The sequence below is a fragment of the Paenibacillus sp. Y568 genome (genome assembly GCF_059445545.1).
This window is the reverse complement of sequence record NZ_JCAIUM010000003.1, coordinates 228,333-250,066: the sequence shown is the minus strand read 5'-3', so window position 1 is coordinate 250,066 and position 21,734 is coordinate 228,333. Positions and strand designations below refer to the sequence as shown.

22 protein-coding genes, 2 pseudogenes and 1 riboswitch are annotated in these 21,734 nt (G+C 39.3%); of the genes and pseudogenes, 3 read left to right on the top strand and 21 right to left on the bottom strand.

The window, feature by feature from the left end; translation table 11 throughout:
- Window positions 1-26: 26 nt before the first annotated feature.
- The 4 genes from AC1D7X_RS06285 to AC1D7X_RS06270 all read right to left on the bottom strand — a co-directional run bounded on the left by AC1D7X_RS06285 (window position 27) and on the right by AC1D7X_RS06270 (window position 4,044).
- Complete coding sequence (locus AC1D7X_RS06285) at window positions 27-596, bottom strand: GNAT family N-acetyltransferase (protein WP_495455931.1); 570 nt, start codon at window positions 594-596, stop codon at window positions 27-29.
- A 305-nt stretch (window positions 597-901) separates the two neighbouring features.
- A complete protein-coding gene (locus AC1D7X_RS06280) occupies window positions 902-2,152 on the bottom strand; it encodes a stalk domain-containing protein (RefSeq protein WP_495474865.1) in 1,251 nt (416 codons plus the stop codon).
- A gap of 223 nt (window positions 2,153-2,375) precedes the next feature.
- Window positions 2,376-3,476, bottom strand: coding sequence for a DUF4179 domain-containing protein (locus AC1D7X_RS06275; RefSeq protein WP_495455929.1), 1,101 nt, complete (start codon window positions 3,474-3,476; stop codon window positions 2,376-2,378).
- A gap of 34 nt (window positions 3,477-3,510) precedes the next feature.
- On the bottom strand, window positions 3,511-4,044 hold the full coding sequence (locus AC1D7X_RS06270) for a sigma-70 family RNA polymerase sigma factor (protein ID WP_495456068.1): 534 nt from the start codon (window positions 4,042-4,044) through the stop codon (window positions 3,511-3,513).
- 206 nt (window positions 4,045-4,250) lie between these two features.
- Here AC1D7X_RS06270 and AC1D7X_RS06265 point away from each other — a divergent pair, with 206 nt between their 5' ends.
- Entirely contained in the window at window positions 4,251-5,870 is a 1,620-nt protein-coding gene (locus AC1D7X_RS06265; protein ID WP_495474864.1) for an S-layer homology domain-containing protein, read from the top strand.
- A gap of 263 nt (window positions 5,871-6,133) precedes the next feature.
- Window positions 6,134-6,508 (top strand): annotated as a pseudogene (locus AC1D7X_RS06260) (stalk domain-containing protein); the annotation flags it as partial.
- Between the two features lie 151 nt (window positions 6,509-6,659).
- Here the strand turns inward: AC1D7X_RS06260 and AC1D7X_RS06255 are convergent.
- The 17 genes and pseudogenes from AC1D7X_RS06255 to AC1D7X_RS06175 all read right to left on the bottom strand — a co-directional run bounded on the left by AC1D7X_RS06255 (window position 6,660) and on the right by AC1D7X_RS06175 (window position 20,913).
- Window positions 6,660-6,968, bottom strand: a complete 309-nt coding sequence (locus AC1D7X_RS06255; RefSeq protein ID WP_495455927.1) for a hypothetical protein — start codon at window positions 6,966-6,968, stop codon at window positions 6,660-6,662.
- A gap of 28 nt (window positions 6,969-6,996) precedes the next feature.
- Window positions 6,997-7,077, bottom strand: a pseudogene (locus tag AC1D7X_RS06250) (GNAT family N-acetyltransferase); the annotation flags it as partial.
- A 94-nt stretch (window positions 7,078-7,171) separates the two neighbouring features.
- A complete protein-coding gene (locus tag AC1D7X_RS06245) occupies window positions 7,172-7,954 on the bottom strand; it encodes an alpha/beta fold hydrolase (RefSeq protein WP_495455926.1) in 783 nt (260 codons plus the stop codon).
- 11 nt (window positions 7,955-7,965) lie between these two features.
- Window positions 7,966-8,127: riboswitch (cyclic di-AMP (ydaO/yuaA leader) on the bottom strand.
- 195 nt (window positions 8,128-8,322) lie between these two features.
- Complete coding sequence (locus tag AC1D7X_RS06240; protein ID WP_495455925.1) at window positions 8,323-9,219, bottom strand: zf-HC2 domain-containing protein; 897 nt, start codon at window positions 9,217-9,219, stop codon at window positions 8,323-8,325.
- The gene (locus AC1D7X_RS06235) at window positions 9,219-9,701 is read right to left on the bottom strand and encodes an RNA polymerase sigma factor (protein WP_495474863.1); all 483 of its coding nucleotides are present in this window, start codon (window positions 9,699-9,701) and stop codon (window positions 9,219-9,221) included. Before AC1D7X_RS06235 ends, AC1D7X_RS06240 begins: the two co-directional genes overlap by 1 nt.
- Before the next feature lie 532 nt (window positions 9,702-10,233).
- Window positions 10,234-11,532: an ABC transporter permease gene (locus AC1D7X_RS06230; protein ID WP_495474862.1), complete on the bottom strand. Its 1,299-nt coding sequence runs from the start codon at window positions 11,530-11,532 to the stop codon at window positions 10,234-10,236.
- Window positions 11,525-12,430, bottom strand: a complete 906-nt coding sequence (locus tag AC1D7X_RS06225) for an ABC transporter ATP-binding protein (protein WP_495474861.1) — start codon at window positions 12,428-12,430, stop codon at window positions 11,525-11,527. Before AC1D7X_RS06225 ends, AC1D7X_RS06230 begins: the two co-directional genes overlap by 8 nt.
- Window position 12,431: 1 nt before the next feature.
- On the bottom strand, window positions 12,432-13,346 hold the full coding sequence (locus AC1D7X_RS06220; RefSeq protein WP_495474860.1) for an ABC transporter ATP-binding protein: 915 nt from the start codon (window positions 13,344-13,346) through the stop codon (window positions 12,432-12,434).
- A gap of 7 nt (window positions 13,347-13,353) precedes the next feature.
- A complete protein-coding gene (locus AC1D7X_RS06215) occupies window positions 13,354-13,758 on the bottom strand; it encodes a GntR family transcriptional regulator (RefSeq protein WP_495474859.1) in 405 nt (134 codons plus the stop codon).
- Window positions 13,759-13,796: 38 nt separating this feature from the next.
- Window positions 13,797-14,519: a hypothetical protein gene (locus tag AC1D7X_RS06210; protein ID WP_495474858.1), complete on the bottom strand. Its 723-nt coding sequence runs from the start codon at window positions 14,517-14,519 to the stop codon at window positions 13,797-13,799.
- Between the two features lie 222 nt (window positions 14,520-14,741).
- The gene (locus AC1D7X_RS06205) at window positions 14,742-15,206 is read right to left on the bottom strand and encodes a DUF420 domain-containing protein (protein ID WP_495455918.1); all 465 of its coding nucleotides are present in this window, start codon (window positions 15,204-15,206) and stop codon (window positions 14,742-14,744) included.
- A 160-nt stretch (window positions 15,207-15,366) separates the two neighbouring features.
- The gene (gene ctaG / locus AC1D7X_RS06200) at window positions 15,367-16,275 is read right to left on the bottom strand and encodes a cytochrome c oxidase assembly factor CtaG (protein WP_495455917.1); all 909 of its coding nucleotides are present in this window, start codon (window positions 16,273-16,275) and stop codon (window positions 15,367-15,369) included.
- Window positions 16,276-16,366: 91 nt separating this feature from the next.
- Window positions 16,367-16,687, bottom strand: coding sequence for a cytochrome C oxidase subunit IV family protein (locus tag AC1D7X_RS06195; RefSeq protein WP_495474857.1), 321 nt, complete (start codon window positions 16,685-16,687; stop codon window positions 16,367-16,369).
- 3 nt (window positions 16,688-16,690) lie between these two features.
- Window positions 16,691-17,317: a cytochrome (ubi)quinol oxidase subunit III gene (locus tag AC1D7X_RS06190; protein WP_495455915.1), complete on the bottom strand. Its 627-nt coding sequence runs from the start codon at window positions 17,315-17,317 to the stop codon at window positions 16,691-16,693.
- Between the two features lie 2 nt (window positions 17,318-17,319).
- Window positions 17,320-19,164: a cytochrome c oxidase subunit I gene (ctaD, locus tag AC1D7X_RS06185; protein ID WP_495456067.1), complete on the bottom strand. Its 1,845-nt coding sequence runs from the start codon at window positions 19,162-19,164 to the stop codon at window positions 17,320-17,322.
- Window positions 19,165-19,234: 70 nt separating this feature from the next.
- On the bottom strand, window positions 19,235-20,281 hold the full coding sequence (coxB, locus tag AC1D7X_RS06180; RefSeq protein ID WP_495474856.1) for a cytochrome c oxidase subunit II: 1,047 nt from the start codon (window positions 20,279-20,281) through the stop codon (window positions 19,235-19,237).
- 443 nt (window positions 20,282-20,724) lie between these two features.
- On the bottom strand, window positions 20,725-20,913 hold the full coding sequence (locus AC1D7X_RS06175; RefSeq protein ID WP_495455913.1) for a hypothetical protein: 189 nt from the start codon (window positions 20,911-20,913) through the stop codon (window positions 20,725-20,727).
- A gap of 433 nt (window positions 20,914-21,346) precedes the next feature.
- Between AC1D7X_RS06175 and AC1D7X_RS06170 the strand changes: the two genes are divergently transcribed.
- Entirely contained in the window at window positions 21,347-21,685 is a 339-nt protein-coding gene (locus tag AC1D7X_RS06170) for a DUF4870 domain-containing protein (protein WP_495456066.1), read from the top strand.
- Window positions 21,686-21,734: the final 49 nt, after the last annotated feature.

Here is a 21,734-nt window from a genome sequence, read left to right as displayed (position 1 = left end):
TACCTTCAGCTTAATGTTAAATTAACTTATCTAGTTGTTAGCCGCATATCCTCCAATCTCTGTGAATAATTTTTAATCCATGAATACTCTTCTTTATTAGTGTACATCTCCTCTATATCGATAATAACGGGGACAACATAATCACCCTTATAAAATACTTTATCTCCAACCTTCTCGAAGGGTACTTGGAACGAAATACGGAGGGCTCGCAAAAATATAGGCTCCATCATCGCCACATAATATTTTATTTTCTTTCTCTCGCCATAAAGAACAGAACCTGCTAGAAGATCATCAATAAAATGTCCTCGATATTGATTAAGCACCGCAATCTTATCAATTTCAGCCACGGTACCCTCTTCTGCCTGACTAATTTTCGGATGATCGGCAAAAGGTGCAGACTGATTGATTATACCTTCGCGGATATTATAAGGTTTAATTTCCGACGTACCCACATAGTTCCCTTCCTTCGAAATAACCACAAATCTTTCTAGCACCTGCTCGGAGAACTCAAGCTCAAACCCCTTCTCAAGCCAAACGGTAGTCCAAATACTATTAAAGCGAGCTAAATCCAATTCGGTTTCCACAACTTTAAACATAACCTTTTCTACTCCCTCTCTCTACAGAATCTACGATAATTCATCCTGAATGAATGAAATATATATATATTCATATCGGAATAAGATGGTAAAAAATGTAGGTATTGTTATGTTTTTATACTGTAGAATGGGTTTATTTGTAAACAAAAAGTACCCATTATTAATATATTTCCGTACAAATAAGACCCCAATAAATTCCTCTCTAACAAGGAAATCATCTCAACAATACAATAAAGTCCCGTTAGATCGGATGTGATCTATCGGGACTTTTTATTTTATCTACTTATAATCTTCACACCAATCCACTACAACTCCACGGATGTCTTCATTTCATTCCAAGCAGCTTGTCCTATAATGCCAATCCGCCAGATTGCAATTCCCTTGAGATCATACCGCTTAGCGAGTCCAATCTTGGCATTAACGGATTGCGCGTTCTCACTACCTAAAGATATGCCTAGAATCAGCTTGTCCTTATCCACTTCTTTTAAAGCTAAAGTAATGGCTTCATCTACTTTCCCAAGTGGCTCTGGACTTTTCTCATCTTCAAAGGCATATCCCATAATGATCAGGTCATCCGCAAGACTACTGAGCGTTTTATAATCATATCCCGTATAAGAACTATTTAATGGATGAAGGACAATACTCAATTTAAGACCCGCTTGAGAAGTCTTCGCGGCTAGCTTCTTAATAAATGCATTGTAGTCTGCACGTGCTTTCGCTTTATCTCCACTCCAACCTAATCCCTCTAAATCAAGGACTACTCCTTTAAACCCCTTCTGAGAGGCGGTATCTACAATACCCGTAATCGTCTGATTCTGAAGTGCCATGTCTTCTAAGTTTTTGGTAAGTTCCAACCCACCATCAACGGAGTAAACCATCAAATATGGTGTTGTCCCCTGCTGGTCCGTTTCTTGGATAATAGATTCAGGTGTTACCGCCCCTGCGGCCTGAGGCCATCTATATTCCTTACCCTCTGTTGTAAACAGTCCATCTTTGTCAATTCTGCTCCATCCAAATGCAACAGAATCGAAAGAAGAAACCATCGACCGCTCGTCAAAAGAGGATAATGCATAAAATCCCATCGTATATATATCTTCTTTCGGTGATGTAATAGATACCGTCTTCGTCGCCTGATCCCATGCAACAATCGCACCAAACTGACTACTGAAGAAGCTTAATGGAATCATTGTACTTCCGCTGATCGTCTGTGGAGAAGCTATCAACTTCACAACCTGACCATTGACGCTCGCATTCTTGCTTCCCATTGTCAGTACGACTTGTTTGGTGCCCTCTGCATCTGGCTTAGTCGCTGTAATCTCCTGTTTAGCTTGATTCCATCCCACTGTAACACCTAGCGCTTCAGATATAGCCCGAAAAGGCACCATTGTCGTCCCCTTGATAACCGCTGGCTGTACAGGAAATGGAAGTGGATATCCGTCTAACATAATACTAACCTTAGGAGTCGCAGCTGCCGCCTCACTTACAGTTGAATTCATAGCAGCCATACCGCTCATAGCAATAGCCGAGCACAATAATAGTTGAGCCATTCCTTTCATTATATGTCTCCTTTTCTATGAAAAATAAAATAGACTTACTCTTACTAGATACTTCGTATCTGCCCCTCTCATACTACCTCAATATGGTAGAGTTATCTATAATATGAATATCTTATATGGAAATAAATAAGTACAAAAGCAAAGACTTCGTGAGCTTGAGTACGCTACGAAGCCTTTGTTTATTCTAGTATCATGACCCGATGAAACATAATGATGTCTTTGATCATTCTACAATATAAATTTTCATTTCTAATTCTTTGACATACTCCTTAATTGGCCAACCCTCCTTATCTAGCAAGAATTCACCGGCATTTTTATCCTTGTATACGTTTGTATATGGCTTAATTGTGAAAAAGGTAGAAGTTGTGCTTAACGGCTCATATAAGAGATCTGTATATGCGTAACCGCCTTGACCACTTAATTCTTTTAATTCATTTCCTTGATCATCATATACATCGTAGCTCAATGACAACATGCTGGAACCAACATACGTATATTTTTTAGGTATTTTTCGAGAAGTGCCATCTAGAACAAATGCTAATCTTGTTGCCACAGGACTAAGTTCCACCTTTTTCAGAGTTATGGTTACATAGTCATGTGATTTAGTCACATCTGGTGTCAACACGATACTGTTCTTCAACGTATTCTTCACGGGAATATTAATGATATACGGTGTATTAATCCCTTCCAACGTTATCTCTAGTGTTAATTCAAATTCAGATGGGAGGGGCGAATAATCTGGACCTTGGTTTGATAAAAAATCAATAATAACAGAATTATGATCAGCGCCGCCTTTCATATTAAATCCACTACCATAAGTCTTTCCGTCTATGGATATGTTAGTGTCTTTCAATGTGCCCTTTGTGCCTTCAGGCTCAAAGATAACGATATCCTCTGGAGTAACATAGTTTCCTATAAGATAGCTAGTTATGCCTTGTGCCTCCCGTTGAACAGCAATGGATACGCGATTTCCATCATACATCACTTGAGGTACGCTTAAGGTCACACCATCATGTGTATCACTGAGATTAACTTTTGTGACCAGACCCTTTTCCTCGGCGGCTTGCAGTCCCAAATCCCCTGCTAGCTTGAATATGCCGCTTACCAGTGGTATTTGTTTCAGAGAATCTGCCATAGCAGGAGATACAAATCCACTTCCAATAACGCAAATGCCCATAATTAATGCCGCTGAAATAACAAGAAGTGTGCTACGAACTACCTTTTGTTTACCTGACTTCATAACGGTATGTAACGGTATATCGTCTAACGATGCGTATATTTCATCCTGCCGTATTCGTATGAGATCAGGGAGTTGTTGAGGCATCTCCCTATTTCCCCTTTTCAATTCCATATCCAGATTAAATGGGCTCACAGATCATCTTCCTTTCAAGGGAATTTTGATACCATTCCGCTAAAATACCTCGTGCTCGATGAAGACGCGTTTTTATGGCACCTTCGGAAATCTCCAGAATACTTGCGATTTGCTTAATCGGCATGTCCTGATAATAATACAAGGTAATAACAATTCGTAGCGATGCGTCCAGGTGATCAACTGCCACCTGAAGGTCGACCTTATCATAGTTCTCGAAGTACCTCGGAGGTAAGTAAGATACTTCTTGAGGATCTGCCACAGTTAATTCCTGCTTCCGGAGTAACTGGTTGCATTCGTTAATCAGAATTCGAATGACCCATGTTTTGAAAAACTTAGGCTGTTTGAGGGTGGATAGCGCCTTGTATGCCTTCAATGTAGTCTCCTGAAATACATCAGCACAGTCCTCATCCCGTTTGACAATGGACTTAGCCAATCCATACAGGTCTAGTTCTATACTTCTAAATAATCGGATAAAGGCCTCTTTATCTCCGCGCTGGGCTTTCTTTACCTCTAGTTCCATTTGCACACGAATGTTCCTCCCCTTTTTTTATCCTTTATAAGATTAGATGGATAAGATGTATGAAAAGTTATATTTTAGGAAAATATTTTTTTGTGGAAGTTATTGATTATCTTTGGTCCACTGAACAAAGGTTAATTTAAATATAATTTTTACCGATATAAAACCATATCCAATATTTGAAACAGATAACGAAAAGGGGTAACGAATTGAAACCAACATCAAGAATACTTACGTTTTTGTTCTTAGGTCTTATGATTTCTACGATGAAGTATGAGACCGTTCATGGGCAAGATGTGCAGCAAAGTGTCACGCAAAGAACGAAAGAAACCATTATTCAGAAGTATCAACAATATTTGCCGCTTAAACAAAGTTCAGCTTATATGAATTCGAACGCGATATTTGAGAATCTTCCTAAATATACCGCTCCTTACGCAGAGGGGAAATTGAAAAAAGATATTATATTAGATGGCATCCACGCGGTGAATTGGGCTAGGTATTTAGCAGGAGTTCCAGACGATATTGTGCCGAATTGGAGCTTAGAGCAACAAGAACAAGCCGCTGCTCTTGTAAATGCCCTCAATGGAGGATTGAGTCATACCCCTTCCCAACCCAAGGGTATGACTCAATCTCTATTTAATGCTGGCTACAAAGGTGCTGGCTCTAGTAATCTATCTTACGGACGTCTTTCATTATATGATACTGTCCTGTTCGGTTATATGTCAGATAATTCAGCAAGTAACATTAATCGCGTAGGGCATCGAAGATGGGTAATCAATCCTTCTATGACAACAACCATGTTCGGTTATGTATTTAAAGATGAGAAAACTAAGTCGCCTTTTAGTTCCATGTATGCTTTTGATCAAACACGCGCGAAGGATCAAGTCACCTATGATTATATTAGTTGGCCTTCTGCTGGCTACTTCCCAGATGACGTATTTGCTACCAAGGATCCATGGTCCGTATCTCTAAATGTATCTAAATATGATAATAAGCGTACAAAAAATGTCCGTGTCGTTCTCACAAGAATCTCAGACAATAAGACTTGGAATTTCAGTTCTAGTGATAACGATACAAACGGTAAATACTTTAATGTCGAAACGTCAGGTTACGGCATACCCTACTGCATTATTTTTAGACCTAATGATATTAAAGATTGGAAAGAAGACGATCGGTTCAAAGTAGATATTCGAGGAATTTACAATATTTCTGGGCAAGAAACCAGCCTTTCCTATGAAACCACATTTTTCAAAAATGTACATGATATAAAGGAAGTAACCACTACGGAGCAAGTCAGTGCATGGGCGATAAGTGATTACACGAAAGCTAAGAACAATGGGATTATCGACAGTCGTTACGACAGAAATTATCAACAACCTATTACTAGACAGACCTTCACAGTAGCCGGGTTAAAAGTATACGAGCATGTGCTAGGGAAACAAACTGGAACGGTAAACAATCCCTTTAAAGATGTACAAGAACAACAAATCGCTTATGCCTACCAATTAGGCCTAATCAAAGGGACATCGTCAAATACCTTCTCTCCTCAAAAAACGTTAACCCGACAAGAAGCCGCAACCATCTTAGTTACGATTTATGAACAAGTCAACAAGATCAAACAGTCTAATAAGGCGACTCTTGCGGTAGCTAACCCTTTTAAAGATGATGCAAAGATCAGCGCATGGGCCAAAGAGAATGTCTATAAAGCCGTAAATCTAGGACTCATGAGTGGACTAAGTAATCAACTGTTTGGGCCTTCCCAGCAAATTACGCATGAACAAGCCTATGTGACTCTTCAGAGACTCTTGGAGAAGCTAGAAACAGAGTAATCAACATAAAGGTGGCCTTTCGTTATATCAGAGAGGTCACTTCTTTTTAATTAGGTAACCTTTTATTGGTTTTAAAGTCTTATTACTTACAGGCGACATGAAAATTAACGAACTACAACGAAGACACCTGACCAAACCCCATTAGAAAAGAGGGTCAAAGAGGTGAAGTTACTACGTTATTTCTCTTTACTTAGCGTTTCAATTTGTGCATTTTCAACTTTCGGGTTGCATTCCGTTAGCGCCGGGATGGTGATGGAGAACCGAAACAGCTGGATACGGTAAGCGTAATCATAGACGATACACTTATGGTACCCGCACGATTTATCTCCGAAGTGTTTGGAATTAAAGTTAGTTATAACCAAACAACAAACGTTGTTCAGCTAACGGATCCAAGAATCCTTAGCTCAGAAAGGCTTACACCCATTGATGAAATGCAAAATATAAATGAATCCTTTAACGACTTGATCGTACCTACAAATGTGATATTTTCTACTCATCCCACAGACGACGACAATAATAAACTAATGATAGAAGTATTCAATCACTCTTCTCAAACCGTGGACAAAGGCCGCTTAAATAGTAATGTTCTCTTCTTCGCAAGTAAATCAAACATATCTTTTATCGGTAAACACCATTGATGATGAGCCCATTCGTTATGTATTTTGCAATTATTTTGTAACACGTTGAGTACCGTTGTGTGGTTATTCCTATCAATAAACAAAGACAAAGAGGAGCTACTCCGCTGAAGTAAGCTCCTCTTCTATATTTAAAGTCTTTCAATGAAATAGATTACTCCCCCAACACATCTGCTCTTAATTCGCTTGCAACTTCCGTCATGATGGGAATCACTGCTTCATTCGTGCCGGAAACATATATATCTCCCTGATAGTGTCTGAATGGGATCTTAGTATCATTGTAGCTCCACATGAAGAAATCCCCTTCAATGGACATGCTTGTAGCTCCTGTCACGGTAAACACAGGGGTATATTCAAAATCCGGTTTAGACGCAAAATACTGTTTACACTCGTGTAAGGATATGGTCTGTTCTGAAATGCCATTCTCCTGAAGTGATCTTGTAATTCGATAGCGTTGACTCATTGTAATGCCTCCAATATTAATAATAATTTCATAATTCTTTTGTCATAAATACACTGTATGGGTCTTCCACGTAATTTGCAAATGGTTCACAATATTGAAATCCAACACTAAGGCCCATTTAGGTCATCTATTTTTATTTCCAAAAAAATCACTCCACCATCTCTATAATTTCAATCATTACTTTTATTTTAACATCTACACTTCTATACAACATGTTGATCTATTAAAAAATTCAAGAGTAGTCGGTTAAATAATTGAGGCTGACATAGATTACTTGGGTAAATGGCATCATCTACAATCTGGAGTTGTGCATAGGGAAACGCAGCTTCTATGTTCTTCATATGCTTTAGACCCCATTCATTCTGACTGCCAGCCACGCATAATATAGGCACCTGATATCGGGCTGATTGACGACACAAATCGATCTGTCGTAAAGCCATGCGCTGTTTGATTAATTCTGTTGGTCGCTTGTTCAGTAGGTCTTCTCGCATAATCCTATAAGCAGGTGTCCAATGATGGTAGGTCAGTTTAAGTGTACGCAGCAACAACTCCGCTGGTAAATAATACGATAGCCAACTGAAGGTCTCAAATACCTCCCATAGCTTATTCGTCTTGCCAGATAAGTAGCTATCCACTAGCACTAGAGCTCTCACCCGTTCCGGATAGAGATCAGCAAACCTCCCAGCTAGGACCCCCCCACTAGAACAACCGACGAGTGTCACCTTCGAAACGCCTAGTATATCTAGTAACTCTCTCAAATCTTCACATTGTGTGTCAATAATCCGATTAACTTCAACATCCACTTTTCCCGACTGACCATTTCCCCTCAAATCTAGTACGATCACCCTTGCTCTTGTACTAAAGTATTCCACTTGCGGATCAAACATATGGTGTGAGGACAGATGATCATGAACAAAGACTATGGGTACACCATTTCCATGTATCTCATAATATAAAGAAGTGCCATTCAATAGAATCTGGGGCATAATTTCAACGTTCCTTCTCTCCGTACGCTTACGAGGTTAGCTGACGGATTCGGGCTCAAAGAGTAACCCTACTCGAATATTTCGAGATTCACCCCAAGTGAAGAGACGATCACACATTACATCTTCACAGTTGGTTCCCCCGCTCCCTAATGGGAACTCAGCGATATAATTTTTGCAGAATAATAATGTATTCATTAATGACTTCGTTGTTCCTTTTCTTGTTCCAAGGCAATCATCATCATTTAACTATATATCTTAAAAAAATGCAAAAGGAGCCCGCGGTTGACAGGCTCCTCCAGTTGAACAAGTATCCAATTACATCGAATTATATCGTTTCAGATGAAGGCTGTAAAGTGAGTGAGCTATACTCATATCTTTTTCATTTTGTACTCTCTTATTAAAGATATAACCGCAAGAAAAGCAATATACAAAGGAAACCCAATTAATAATATGGCATACAAATCTCGTGTCGCAGTATATGACGACGTAGAAAATCCTCTAATAATTAACTGCCCTAAAAGATAGGATACCGGCAAAAACAACATTTTCATGGTCAAATTAATCACCCTTTTATGGCTACGGAACAGAGCCATAATTAATCCACAAATGACAGTTAAACTCATGGCAATAAGCGAATAATATGATAAGAATAATCTTGGTAAGGTAACTATTCCTCCACTTGGATTGATATCTTTACCATATACCAAAATATCTTCATTTCCATCTGTTAGGTTATAATATACAGCAGCTACATTTTCATCATTCGGATTTAAAATAGTATTATTTATACGAGATTTATTAATATTCCTGTTCCATATGCTATCCCATGTCGTTATATGATAAACATACCCTGTATTGTCCTCTGTAGGATATCTATTAATATCATATCCAGACACTGTATCCTCAAATATAGCAAGTACAGATCCATTATCCATTTCATTTATTGATACACTTTCCTTACTAAACGGAATGTACTCTGGTGCAGTCAAGAAAGCAATTGCTATAACACCAATTACAACCGTAAGCATTATTGAAAATATGGCTGTCTGAATTTTTTTCTTGCGTAATGTAGATTTTATCTTTAATAACGGAGAAGTATCAATATCTGCAGGTAGTTTATAAAAGGCCTTCATCTCATCAAGACAATTCCTACACTCCTCACACTGATCAATATGTTCTTCAAGCATAGCGCATGAGTCATCACTAGCTATATTCTCTATATATAAAGGTAAAATATCTCTAATAATATTACATGTTATTTTCATCAATAATCCCTCATTTCCTCTCTAATTTTATTTTTTGCCCTATGGAAAGTAACACAAGCCCAATTATCTGTTTTGCCAAATAAGTTAGCAATCTGCTTAAAGCTTAACTCTCCAAAGATACGCAGTGTAAAAACTTCCTTATACGGTTCAGAAAGGCCGTGGAGAATCTCATCAAGTTTAGTTGCCTCCTCAGATGAATATAATATTTTCTCCACATCAATATCATTTTTCTGTTCAGGTACTGTATCAAAATTGACCGTTTTTTTATTTTTTCGCAAATATGATATATATGTATTTTTCGCTATTTGACATAACCACACCCGAATATCACAATTTCCCTTGAAACTATCAATTGATTTTATTGCCTTCAAAAATGTATCTGATGTTACATCTTCAGCGATATGTTTATCTCTAGATAAACTATATACAAATAAGTACACATCCTTAAAATATTTATTATATATCTCCTCAAGCTCTGTCACTCTCCCACCTCCTACCAATAAGACGCATGTAATGTGATAATCTTACAAATAATTTTAAAAATGTTCCAGAAATAATCCAAATAAAGAAATGGAGTAAAAAAAGCCTTGATATACCTATAAAGATGGTAAATAACGAGCATTAATAGGACACGTCTGACCAAATCACTCATTGGTTATACTAGTATTATTCGCTAATCATTAGGGGGAATCTAACAATGACTTATGAGGATATATATAACCTACACTTTCAACTTCTCAAAATATATGAGGACAATGAAAAGGTTCCTACTCCTTATCAAAGTGAAATAGATCACTTTAAACGGCAGTTAAACCTTTTTACTGAGGATATCGTTCAAAGGATTTTTGTTCTAAATCAAATACTTAAAATATATGAAAAGAATAGACAAACAAAAATCAAATGGTGCTCTGAGATGTACTTTTAATCTCGTAACCACACTAAATAACCATCCAACAAAAAAACCTTGATAGACCAAGGCATCTGGTCATCAAGGTTTTAAATATTTGTCTCAGACTAAATCTTATAAGCCTTCATCGCTTTACGAAGCTCTTTCATCGTCGGACGTTTACCATACATAAGTACACCTGTACGATAGATTTTGGCAGATAACCAACCGAAGGCCAAAATGGAAACCATAAGAATGAGTATAGATACCCATATTTGCCATACCGCTATTTCTCCTAGACCAATCCTTACAATCATGGTCGTTGGCGATATAAATGGTATGAATGAAGCAACTTTCATCAAGGTCGAATCAGGGGCATTTATACTGAAAGTTCCAATGTAAAAGGCCGCAAGCGATAACATCGTAATTGGCATGACTGCCTGACCTAAGTCTTCTGTACGGCTCACGATCGAGCCAATCGCTGCAAATAATACTGCATACAGGAAGTATCCCAAGACATAGAAGATGAATCCATAGACCAGAACATCCGTACTGACTTGCGATAAATCAATATTGAAATCTGCTAGTAATTCCTTGTTCTGTGGCATGAATAGATTCCCTAGGATTACTAGGACAAATATAGCGATCTGAGTTAGGCCAACTAAGAACATGGCAATAACCTTTCCGAACATTTGAGTTAATGGCGATACACTCGTAATGAGAATTTCCATGATCCGTGAACTCTTCTCTGTTGTAACTTCAGACGCGATCATGTTACCTGTTGTCATAGAAGTAAAGAAGAAGAGAATGATCAGGATGTAGACTACAGCGAAATTCATAGGATTGAAATCTTTCTCTGCACTGGCTTCTGTTCCGGCTTCACTATCGTGATTTGGATCTACGTTCTCAGTGTTAAACTGCACAGGTGTTTTTAGCTCCGCGATTTGTTCTGCTGTAAGAGAATCCTTCACGATATACTGTGTCTTAACCGCCTGCAATGCACCTGTAAGATCTGCCTGAACGACAGGATCCAATCCATCATCTTCGTCAGAAGAATAGATAACAGCAGGGAATAACGTTGACTGATCTCCCGAGAACTGTAGATAGCCGTCAATTTTGCCCTCTTCCATATCTTTCTTTAAGACACCTATATCTGCTGTATCATACTTCACGAAGGAGAATTCATCACTGTTCTGTGCCTTCCAGTACGTATCTAGTTCTCCAGCTACTTCTGCCTGTTGAGCATATACGAGACCTACCTTCGTTTCCCCTGACTTTAAATCTTCCCCCGTAAATAACTGAATGAAATAAGGGATATTGATAGCAATAGACATGATAATAGCTAACACTAAAGTTGTTATGAGAAAGGCCTTCGTCTTCACTTTATTGCGAAAAGTAAACCCAATAACAGTACTCATTTTATTCATGAGACTCACCTACCTCTTTTATAAAGATTTGATTAAGTGTGGGTTCCTTGATCTCGAACTTCTCTACAACACTTTGCTGCATGGCTGTCTGTAAGATCCGTTGAGCGGCTGATAATTCTGTAATGGAGATTAGGTAACCACCTTGCTCCTGAACAGTCACTTTACTTACACCTAGGATATCTGCTAATCCAGTGACTTCACTTGTCGTTCCCAGCGCAACTTGTTCACGTGGATATCTTCCTTTGATTTCTTTGATACTCCCCTGAACAATGGGATTGGAGCGATGCATGATTGTTATATGTCTGCATAGTTCTTCAACGTGTTCCATACGATGGGTAGAGAATAGAATACTTGTCCCTTGATCACGCAATTCCTTAACGGTTGATTTCAATAGCTCTACATTTACAGGGTCTAACCCACTGAATGCCTCATCCAGAATGAGAATCTGAGGTTTATGCACGACAGCTGCGATGAACCCAATCTTTTGCTGATTCCCTTTAGATAATTCTTCAATCCGTTTATCGTAATACTCAGGAACCTCGAATCGTTCTAACCAATAGCGAAGGCTCTTATCCGCATCCTTATGCGACATACCACGAAGTTGAGCCAAGTAGCTAAGCTGATCACTCACTTTTATCTTCGGATACAGACCTCGCTCTTCAGGCAAATAACCCATGATTCTCCGAAGTTCATCATTATGTGGTTTACCATTGTAACGTATACTTCCTCCATCGGGATATATTAGCCCCAATACCATACGCATAGTCGTTGTTTTACCTGCACCATTTGCCCCAAGGAGTCCGTAAATCTCCCCCTGCTCCACTTGTAGAGACAGTTCATTAACTGCGGTCTTATCTCCAAATTGCTTAACTACCTTCTCCAACTTTAAAGATTCCATATTATTCTCCCCCCTCCGACTGCGCTGCGGCAGCCTCATCTCTTTGAATCCATAGACTTAATATTTCATCAAGCTCCAACCCTCGTGTCTTCATTAGTTGTATGCCTGAGGCATGTAAGAGATTCTCTAATTGCTTACACTCTGTAGTAATCATTCGTAACACACCCGCAGACTCCTGTTGCGCATACACGATTGCAGGTAAATCTTCTAGAATTGAACGATCACTTTTAACCCATACTTCTTTCCAATTATCCAATAGACTATCTTTCTCAACCATACCGAGGATTCGACCATGATGTACAAGTATAATGAAATCAGCAAGTCTCTTAATCTCATCTACAATATGAGTAGACATCAGGATCGTAGAATCTCCTTGTTCCATATAATCATGAAGCTCTTCAATCATTCTCTTCCAAGCAAAAGGATCAAGTCCAGAAGAAGGTTCATCTAACAAAAGCAATTTTGGGCGTGGTGCCAGTGCTACCGTAATTTCTAACTTTCTTCGTTCTCCCTTGGACATCTTATTTAACTTCGTATTAGTAGGAATGTTAAAAGCCTTCATTAACCTCTGGAACAGCTTGTCGTCCCAATTCGGATACCAATAAGAGCGAAATTTAGCAATTTCCTCGGCAGTCATATGATCCTCTTCGATGTTAGATTTCTCCGAGACATACCCGATCTGTTGCTTAACCTCTGGTGGAATACCCTTAGGATAGGACTGACCGAACCAAGTGATATCCCCTTCGTCTGGTATGACCGTCTGCATTAGCATATTCATCAATGTACTTTTGCCAGATCCATTCTCTCCCACGATGACAACGACATATCCTTGTGGGATAGACAGATCAAGAGGTCCTATTACTTTGTTCCGTCGTTTCTTCTTAACACCCACCATATTAACGACCATCTGCTCCATATAACGATTACTCCTTCCCATTCTTGGGATGATATTTACGCGTTACGATATCTAGAAACAGCCTCTTGATCTCTTCTTCACTACACTGAATCGAAATCCCAGTGTCTACAGCCTTGCCTAAAGCATCCTCGACAGATTCACGTTTAAAAGATTCCCGTTTAGACTCTCCAACCTTTGCAACGAAAGTTCCTGTTCCTTGTTTCGTTCTGAGCAGACCTTCATTTTCTAAATCCTGATAGACTCTCCGAACCGTAATAACACTGCAATTCAATCCATTAGCAAATTCCCTGATTGATGGTAAAAGTGTATTTTCCTCGATTTGCCCATTTATGATAAGCGATCTTAGTTGAGTCTCTATTTGATAATACAGCGGCTCAGCACTATTCTCGTCAATTTGAATTGGAATCCACACCTTTCACACCTCATTCCTGACTTATCTTGTGATTTGAATTATAGAAGATCTCTGTTTTGTAATTTACTCAGTGTGAACTTGCCTAATACAAACAAACAGAGAATTCCAATACCTAATGTACCCCACATAACTGGCGATAGAATCCCCCTCTCTTGGCTTGCTTTAACGGTATATAACAACAGATTGCCATCTAGTAACCTAATGACTATTCCAGCAATAATAGCGGTACCCATGAGCATCATGGTCATCCAAAAATATCGTGTACCACTATACATAAATTCTAAATAAATATATATCCCTGTTATAGCCAGTGCATATCCAATCCACGTTAACGCGAAGCATATGTAAGTACCTATAGACATTTCCAATCTCAACTGATGGCTCATACCATACATAACACTGAATAAGATCACACCATTAATGATAAATGCCATTAACATTTGAAGGTGTCTGTAGCCCATGATCACTTTAGGGGGAATCGGCAAGCTACGTAGATAGATCAACATTTTTGTGTAAGAGTCCTCTGTTAGGTATTTAAAAGACTTCTTCGAGAAATAAAAACCTAACATCGGCATAAATGTTAACAGGAAGATATCACTTACTGGAGATAATTCATTCGGGTCTCCCAGCTGATCTTCAATAGGGACGCCGACCATTACCCCCAAATACCCCATGAATAATACAGAGACCAATAGTATATACTTCTCAATTTTTAAATCCCTTTTGAAAATAACCCAAGCATCTCTTATTAACATATTCATATCGTTCCGCCTCACTTTGAATATTGTCATTTCCCATTATTATGGTCAATTCAATATGGCTGATGTCTCTGTGTATACTGTATATATCTTTATACACAGTATAATGTGTGCTCAATCTTCCGTCAAGATAAATTTTGAACTTTTTTCCATAAAAAAAGAGATCTTCAGTTAAACTGACAGATCTCTTTGCTGCGTTACTATGATCTTGAATCCGCTTGGTTACTACATTCCAAATATAGCATCTAACATCGGTTTCGTATGTCCACCTGGATATAGAAGATATAGAAGCGTGTATACCGCAACACCTGTAATCGCTGTGAAGAACCACATGATGGATGTTACCTTCCCCCATTTACGATGCTTCGCATACTTTGCTTTAAACCCAAGCGTAAGTGTTGTAATCCCAAATACCGCAGCAACCGTTGCCAGGGTAATATGGAATATCAAGAATACACGATAATAAATTTCAAGATCATCAGGACCACCCCACGCGGTATTACCCACGAATATGGTACGTGATGTGTAAATGATGAAGAATATCAACGCCGCTATAGCTCCGCTAATCATCACTTTCTTATGCGCTTCCCTCTTACCCTTAATAATAAGGATCCAACCAATAGCCACTAACACTGCACTAATGACTATGAACGATGTACTGATTGTTGGCAGTATGAAATACAAATCCATGTATATCCTCCTAAAAGTTTTTTAAATAGCAGCGCTTCTTGAAATACTTCGTTAAAAAACTAGCATCGGAAGCGTTACTAAAAGTTTTTTAGCATTACTTCGTGTATAGCTTCGGAAAAACTTACTTCGAAAGCGATACTAAGTTATTTAAATAGCTTATTTACGCACGATTCAAGGATTGATCACTGAGCTCATCAGCTTCCAAATCATCTTCTTGATTCTCTCTCTTATACCAACCATAGAATACATAAGCTAACATCGAGGCGAAGATAATCTCCTGAATGAACTTCATCAGTATACCCCCTACCTGTTGATCAACAAGTGGAGACATTAGACTAAAGAACGTCGGCCCTCCGAAATTACTCAGAAGTAACGTGGGATCCCCACTAATACAATACCCCATCGCTTTGGCCCAGATGTTTGGATCACTGTAAGTCGCATACATTGGTGATGATGCAAAAATAATTAATCCGCACGCTGGAGTTAATAATACCATATTCAAAAAAATATATCCCATTTTGCCAAGACTTGATCCTTTCGAATTCTCAGGCAAAGGATTAAGAAGCGTCCACCACATCAGCATGGATGTTATGAATAATACAATGTAGTATAGCCGATGCACGTTAAAGTGTAGCATGACGTAGTCATGTATGGCAGGAATATGATAGAGGGAGAATAAGCCATTAAATAGGACAGCTGCCACTACGGGTTTAGCTAAGAATCTCAATTTGCGGAAAGGATTCACCTTCAAGAGTGCTCTCCATAGCCAAGTAGGTATTCCCAGCATAATTAAAGGAGGTGCCACTAAATAGGACAGCGCCATCGTTAACATGTGGAAGGAGAACATCATGTGCCCGAGCAGACTCACTGGACCTCCCTGTGCTAAATACAGCATGAACATTCCTATGATAAATGTGCTCTTCTTCATCCACGAGACGGGTTCAGCACCTATAATCTTCTCACTTAATGGACCCACAACTAGCAAATATCCTATAGTGATAAGTAACATAAACACCAGAAATAACGGACTCCATAAGTCTGCCATACTGAAGTATTCTAATCCCAGCATCTAATAACCTCCTACACAACCGGGTTTCTTTTTTATCTAAATTCATTCCATTAATTTAAAAAAGAGGTGGCCCAGGCCACCTCTTCTCATCTTACCACCACATCCAGTACAATGCAGTAACAATAGCTGTACCTGCTACAAAGAATCCACCTAGCATGAATATAATGGGCATTAGATGTCCCTTATCCTTCAAATGCATCCAGTATCCCATCTGTACAAATACTTGCAAGACTGCCATCACCAATAATATAAGGATGGTAAAGGTTGCGTTCACTCCTCCTGCGGTTACCGTTGCGAAAGCAATCAACGTCAGGACAATGGAGAAGATAAACACTACAATGTGTTTCTGTGGACCTTCGTGCCTATGCTTCTGATTCACTAGCTGATGCTTATTCTGCTCATCTACTGTCATGCATTAGCCCACCTTTCCAAGCAAGTAAACGACCGTAAAGATAAATACCCATACTACGTCGATAAAGTGCCAGTACATAGCGGATACGTAAATCTTCGGAGCCGTCACGACTGTTAGTCCTTTTGTAAACAATTGTCCTATCAGAACACCGATCCATAATACCCCGAAAGCAACGTGAGCCCCGTGAAATCCGACCAATGTGTAGAAGGCTGAACTAAAAGCACTGGTTGTCATTCCGAAGTTTTCCTGTGTCACGTACTCATAGAATTCGTAAATTTCAAGACTTAGAAATCCAAGACCTAGAAGTACGGTAATGCTTAACCAAAGTTTCAATGAAGCTAAGTTATGACGATGCATCGCTTGGATCGCGAACACACTAGTTAAACTACTTACTAACAAGATAAACGTTGCTGCCGCTGTCAGTGGTAAACCGAAAAGTTCAGCTGCCGTAGGACCTTCATTCGTCTGGTTTCGAAGTGTAAGGAAGGTAGCGAAGAGCGTACCGAAGAGCACAGCCTCCCCACCAAGAAAGAGCCAGAATGTAAGAATTTTGTTGCGACCTTCAAGCGTCGCCTTCTCCGGATAATGCGGTAATTGACCTTTATCCGGTTGTGCGTGTGCTGTAGCCATACTTATACCCCCTCCTCTTCCAATTCCTCTGGTTCAATATGCCAGCCATGATCATCAAAGAGAGAACGTAGCAACATAGATCCAAAGGTGATGAGAAGTCCCAATCCACACACAATCCAGTTGTTAAATATTAAACTCATAAATGAATTGGAGAATTCTTCTCCGCTGAACATTAAACCTAGACCTGCAATAAAAATACCCAAGGACATGATGAAAGGAAGAATCGTAGGTGAAGGCATATGGATCGGTCCTACAGGTTCTGCAGGCGTCATCTCCTTGTGTCCAGCCATCTTTTCCTTCCAATAGGCATCCAGACCTCGAACAAGTGGTATTTGTTTAAAGTTGTATTCCGGTGGTGGAGAAGGAATCGTCCATTCTAAAGTACGTCCATCTTCCCATGGATCATTAGCGACACCACTTGGCTTCCTGAATGATTGAATAATATTAATTGCGAATATAATTACACCTACACCCATTAATAACGCGCCAATGGTACTTACTAGATTCAGTGTATCAAACCCTTGATTCCGTCCGTACGTAAATACACGACGTTGCATTCCCCAAAGACCCAAGAAATGCTGTACAAAGAATGTCATGTGGAACCCGATTGCGAAGGTCCAGAAAGTCCATTTCCCTAGTGCTTCGTTAAGCAAACGTCCGAACATTTTGGGCCACCAATAATGAAGTCCAGCCAATAGTCCGAACACCATACCACCGACGATAACATAGTGGAAATGGGCAACTACGAAATACGTATCGTGGAACTGAAAGTCCGCAGGTGCAGATGCTAACATGACACCTGTTACGCCACCCATGGTGAATGTTGGAATGAATCCAACGGCGAAGAGATTAGCTGCTGTAAACTTCACTTGACCACCCCACATGGTGAATAGCCAGTTGAATATTTTAATTCCCGTAGGAACCGCAATTAACATCGTCGATATCGAGAACAACGCATTCGCGACAGGCCCGAGCCCTGTTGTAAACATATGATGCGCCCATACCATGAATCCTAAGAACGCGATCAAGATCGTTGCAAATACCATAGAGCTATATCCGAATAGACGCTTACGTGAGAATGTAGGAATAATTTCTGAAATGACACCGAACGCAGGTAAGATCAGAATATAGACCTCAGGGTGCCCAAATATCCAGAAAATATGTTGCCATAGAACTGGGTTTCCTCCTCCATCAACATTGAAGAAGTTTGCACCTAATATTCGGTCAAATGTTAGTAGTACCAGACCAACCGTAATAGCTGGAAAAGCGAACAAGATCATAGCCGAAGTTACAAATGATGTCCAAGTAAACATAGGCATACGCATGTAAGACATCCCTGGCGCTCTCATCGTTATGATCGTTGCCAGGAAGTTAAGACCCCCAATTAGCGTACCTAGTCCCGCAATCTGTAACCCAACCGTATAGAAATCCACCCCGTGTGAGGGACTATACATTGTATTAGATAACGGTGTATAAGAAGTCCACCCCGCGTCAGGAGCGCCACCCATCACCCAACTTAGATTAAGTAGAATTCCCCCGAACAAGAATGTCCAGAAACCTAAAGAATTTAGAAATGGAAATGCGACATCACGAGCACCAATCTGAAGAGGAATAATAGCATTCATAAGTGCGAACACGATTGGCATGACGCCTAAGAATATCATTGTTGTACCATGCATTGTGATTAACTCATTAAAAGTCTGAGCCTCTAGCATGTCATTCATAGGTTTGATCAATTGAAGACGAATTAAGATAGCTTCGAAACCACCAATTGCAAAAAATAATCCTCCGGCTAGTAAATACAGGACAGCTATTTTTTTGTGATCGACAGTCGTTAACCAATCCATTAAGCCCTTGTGACGCTTAACACTGTGAGCGTGTGCCAAGGTTGTGTACCCCCTTTAGAGTCCTTGCTGATTAATATACTAATTTGTAATTAGCTAAGTATTCTGCAATGCCATCAATTTCTTCGTCGGTAAGTCCCATATCCTCTTTAGGGGAAGGCATCTTGTTTCCTGGTTTCACTGATTGTGGATCAGTAAGCCATTCCTTCAAGTTATCCTTAACGGGATTTCCTTCATCATTACTCTCCGAATTCAGCAACATACTTGCGACGGATTCCTTAGAACCCATACCAGTAAGACTTGGCCCACTCATACCACCTTGATCACCGATAGCATGGCATTTTAAACATTGATTCTTAAATGTTTCAGCTAGTGCAGCATCTTCAATAGCTATCATAGGTTGTTTCATAGCAGCAACCCAATTCTCAAAGGATTCCGGACTTACGGATTTCACTTTGAATTCCATGAAACCGTGGGAAGGTCCACATAATTCTGCACATTTACCACGATATACCCCTTCATTTGGAGCGCTAAAGCTGAAACGGTTTATCGTCCCATCGGGGTTCGTATCCATTTTCCCGGATAGTGATGGTACCCAGAAGGAGTGAATAACATCTTCAGTCTTCAGTTCAAAAGCAATTTTCTTATTCGTTGGAATAATCAAATCCTGTGCTGTCGTAATATCATACTGAGGATATTCAAACTCCCACCAGTATTGATGTGAAGTCACCTTCACTTGGATCGCTTCCTTATCATTGGAATGATCTTCACCAAATGCAAATACCTCTTTTACCGTAGGTACTGCAAGGATAAGAACCAATATTAAGGGGATAACTGTCCAAATAATCTCCAGTTTGAAATTACCTTCTACTTGCTTAGGCATCTCTGTCTGTTCAGCTTTTCTTCTGAATTTAATGAGGACATACGCTGTAATAGCAAACACAACGACCAACACAACAAACATAATCGAGATAGAAAGCTTAATTAAATCGAATTGACCTTGTGCCACAGGCCCTTGTGGTTTCAATACGGACAAGTCCTCGCGGCCACAACCCGCTAAGAGCAAGGAAAACATTGCTAGCATTGGAAGAAGTCGTTTCATAACCTGCCACCGTTTCATAAATGATCTACCCCACTTCTGTTACGATTTTACATATTTTATAAAACATTATCACCGTAAAAGCTTTGTTTTTACGCAAAATATCGATCTGTCAATTACAATAATCACCTATTTTAATATAAGTTTAAGGTACTACTTTGTCAATGATTGGAACTAAGTTCACAAAATGTTCAAATATTAAAAAAACAGCATCACACAAGCTTTTGTAACCGATTTCAAACTTTTGAAATATCTAAAACGACTTAGAATCTAGCTACCAAAATTCCTTACACTAAGGCTTTCTTTCTGTATATTTGCCCATTTTGTGTCTGCTAATCTTTTACAAATCTATTATTATCCTATTCATTTCCAGTAAATTTAACGCATAAAAAAACCGTATTCTACGGTTCGTAACCGCAGAAAACAGTCTATAAAGGTAATTCATTATGTTCAATTCATTACATCTATGAAACGGATGAATTTATACGTCCCAGTTCATGTTCAACCACTGAGGTCAATTCCTCTTCGTATCCTCCCATAATATGATATTTCCGGACATAATCCTTTACAAATTTCTTAGGATCCTTGGGCCGGAATATTCGCGTCATTTCCCTCAGACTTTCCTTGACTTCGTTATGACCTTTACTTGCCATAATTGTTCCCTCCCAAAACGCTGAATGAAAAGCACGGGTTAAGAGAATGCCGAAAAGATCTTCCTTAAAACATCGTGAAGTAGTATACAATATGAGGTGGATAGAAAGCTCTTCGATCACCGCTCGGGCATCTAAAAATATAATTACCCTGAACCAGTGTAGCTGAATCACTCATCCACATTATATCATACTTCCCAATAACTTGGTTCATTTGATTCTTTTTTCTTTTTTTATAATCTTTATTCATCGCCCTATCCTCATGCTACTTACTCGTTCTACTGTCATGTTATGCTGCTTCACACCATTTCAACCCTACCATCTGCCGACTATATAATAATCCACTTTCATCAAAAAACTTGCTCATAACTTGTCTTCTATCTACATAGGGTAAAAGGAAACAATGGGTCTAGATAATAAGGAGCGTGGTCTAATCATGTCCCCATTCAAATCTTCCTCTGGTTTACCTGAGAATATTGCAGCCGCATTATGTTACTTGTTTTCTTTCGTTGGTGGAATCGTCTTTCTAGCTGTAGAACACCGCAGTCGATTTGTTCTATTTCATGCGTTGCAGTCCGTTATATTCTTCTGTGGCATATTAATTGTGCATGTGATTGTTGGATTGATCCCTCTTATTGGTCCCCTGATCGCTTCAATGTTATCCATTTTTACTATTATTATGTGGGTGCTCTTGGTAGTGAATGCCTTTCAAGGGAGATGGTTTAGAATACCGTGGATTAGTGAGATTGCGGAAAGCCAGCTGCGGCACTTTTAGAATTACCATAATTTGCAGTTTCTTTTTCTCTATTTTCTTTTTAAAATGG

What these genes read in the sequence shown, in the direction of transcription:
- AC1D7X_RS06280 (WP_495474865.1), bottom strand. Translation starts at nt 2,152, where the DNA reads ATGAAAGGAATGGCTCAACTATTATTGTGCTCGGCTATTGCTATGAGC.
- AC1D7X_RS06240 (WP_495455925.1), bottom strand. Translation starts at nt 9,219, where the DNA reads ATGAAAATAACATGTAATATTATTAGAGATATTTTACCTTTATATATA.
- AC1D7X_RS06195 (WP_495474857.1), bottom strand. Translation starts at nt 16,687, where the DNA reads ATGACAGTAGATGAGCAGAATAAGCATCAGCTAGTGAATCAGAAGCAT.
- AC1D7X_RS06210 (WP_495474858.1), bottom strand. Translation starts at nt 14,519, where the DNA reads ATGAATATGTTAATAAGAGATGCTTGGGTTATTTTCAAAAGGGATTTA.
- ctaD (WP_495456067.1), bottom strand. Translation starts at nt 19,164, where the DNA reads ATGGATTGGTTAACGACTGTCGATCACAAAAAAATAGCTGTCCTGTAT.
- ctaG (WP_495455917.1), bottom strand. Translation starts at nt 16,275, where the DNA reads ATGCTGGGATTAGAATACTTCAGTATGGCAGACTTATGGAGTCCGTTA.
- AC1D7X_RS06170 (WP_495456066.1), top strand. Translation starts at nt 21,347, where the DNA reads ATGTCCCCATTCAAATCTTCCTCTGGTTTACCTGAGAATATTGCAGCC.
- AC1D7X_RS06255 (WP_495455927.1), bottom strand. Translation starts at nt 6,968, where the DNA reads ATGAGTCAACGCTATCGAATTACAAGATCACTTCAGGAGAATGGCATT.
- AC1D7X_RS06190 (WP_495455915.1), bottom strand. Translation starts at nt 17,317, where the DNA reads ATGGCTACAGCACACGCACAACCGGATAAAGGTCAATTACCGCATTAT.
- AC1D7X_RS06245 (WP_495455926.1), bottom strand. Translation starts at nt 7,954, where the DNA reads ATGCCCCAGATTCTATTGAATGGCACTTCTTTATATTATGAGATACAT.
- AC1D7X_RS06230 (WP_495474862.1), bottom strand. Translation starts at nt 11,532, where the DNA reads ATGAATAAAATGAGTACTGTTATTGGGTTTACTTTTCGCAATAAAGTG.
- AC1D7X_RS06220 (WP_495474860.1), bottom strand. Translation starts at nt 13,346, where the DNA reads ATGGAGCAGATGGTCGTTAATATGGTGGGTGTTAAGAAGAAACGACGG.
- AC1D7X_RS06225 (WP_495474861.1), bottom strand. Translation starts at nt 12,430, where the DNA reads ATGGAATCTTTAAAGTTGGAGAAGGTAGTTAAGCAATTTGGAGATAAG.
- AC1D7X_RS06275 (WP_495455929.1), bottom strand. Translation starts at nt 3,476, where the DNA reads ATGCCTCAACAACTCCCTGATCTCATACGAATACGGCAGGATGAAATA.
- AC1D7X_RS06175 (WP_495455913.1), bottom strand. Translation starts at nt 20,913, where the DNA reads ATGGCAAGTAAAGGTCATAACGAAGTCAAGGAAAGTCTGAGGGAAATG.
- AC1D7X_RS06270 (WP_495456068.1), bottom strand. Translation starts at nt 4,044, where the DNA reads ATGGAACTAGAGGTAAAGAAAGCCCAGCGCGGAGATAAAGAGGCCTTT.
- coxB (WP_495474856.1), bottom strand. Translation starts at nt 20,281, where the DNA reads ATGAAACGGTGGCAGGTTATGAAACGACTTCTTCCAATGCTAGCAATG.
- AC1D7X_RS06285 (WP_495455931.1), bottom strand. Translation starts at nt 596, where the DNA reads ATGTTTAAAGTTGTGGAAACCGAATTGGATTTAGCTCGCTTTAATAGT.
- AC1D7X_RS06205 (WP_495455918.1), bottom strand. Translation starts at nt 15,206, where the DNA reads ATGGATTTGTATTTCATACTGCCAACAATCAGTACATCGTTCATAGTC.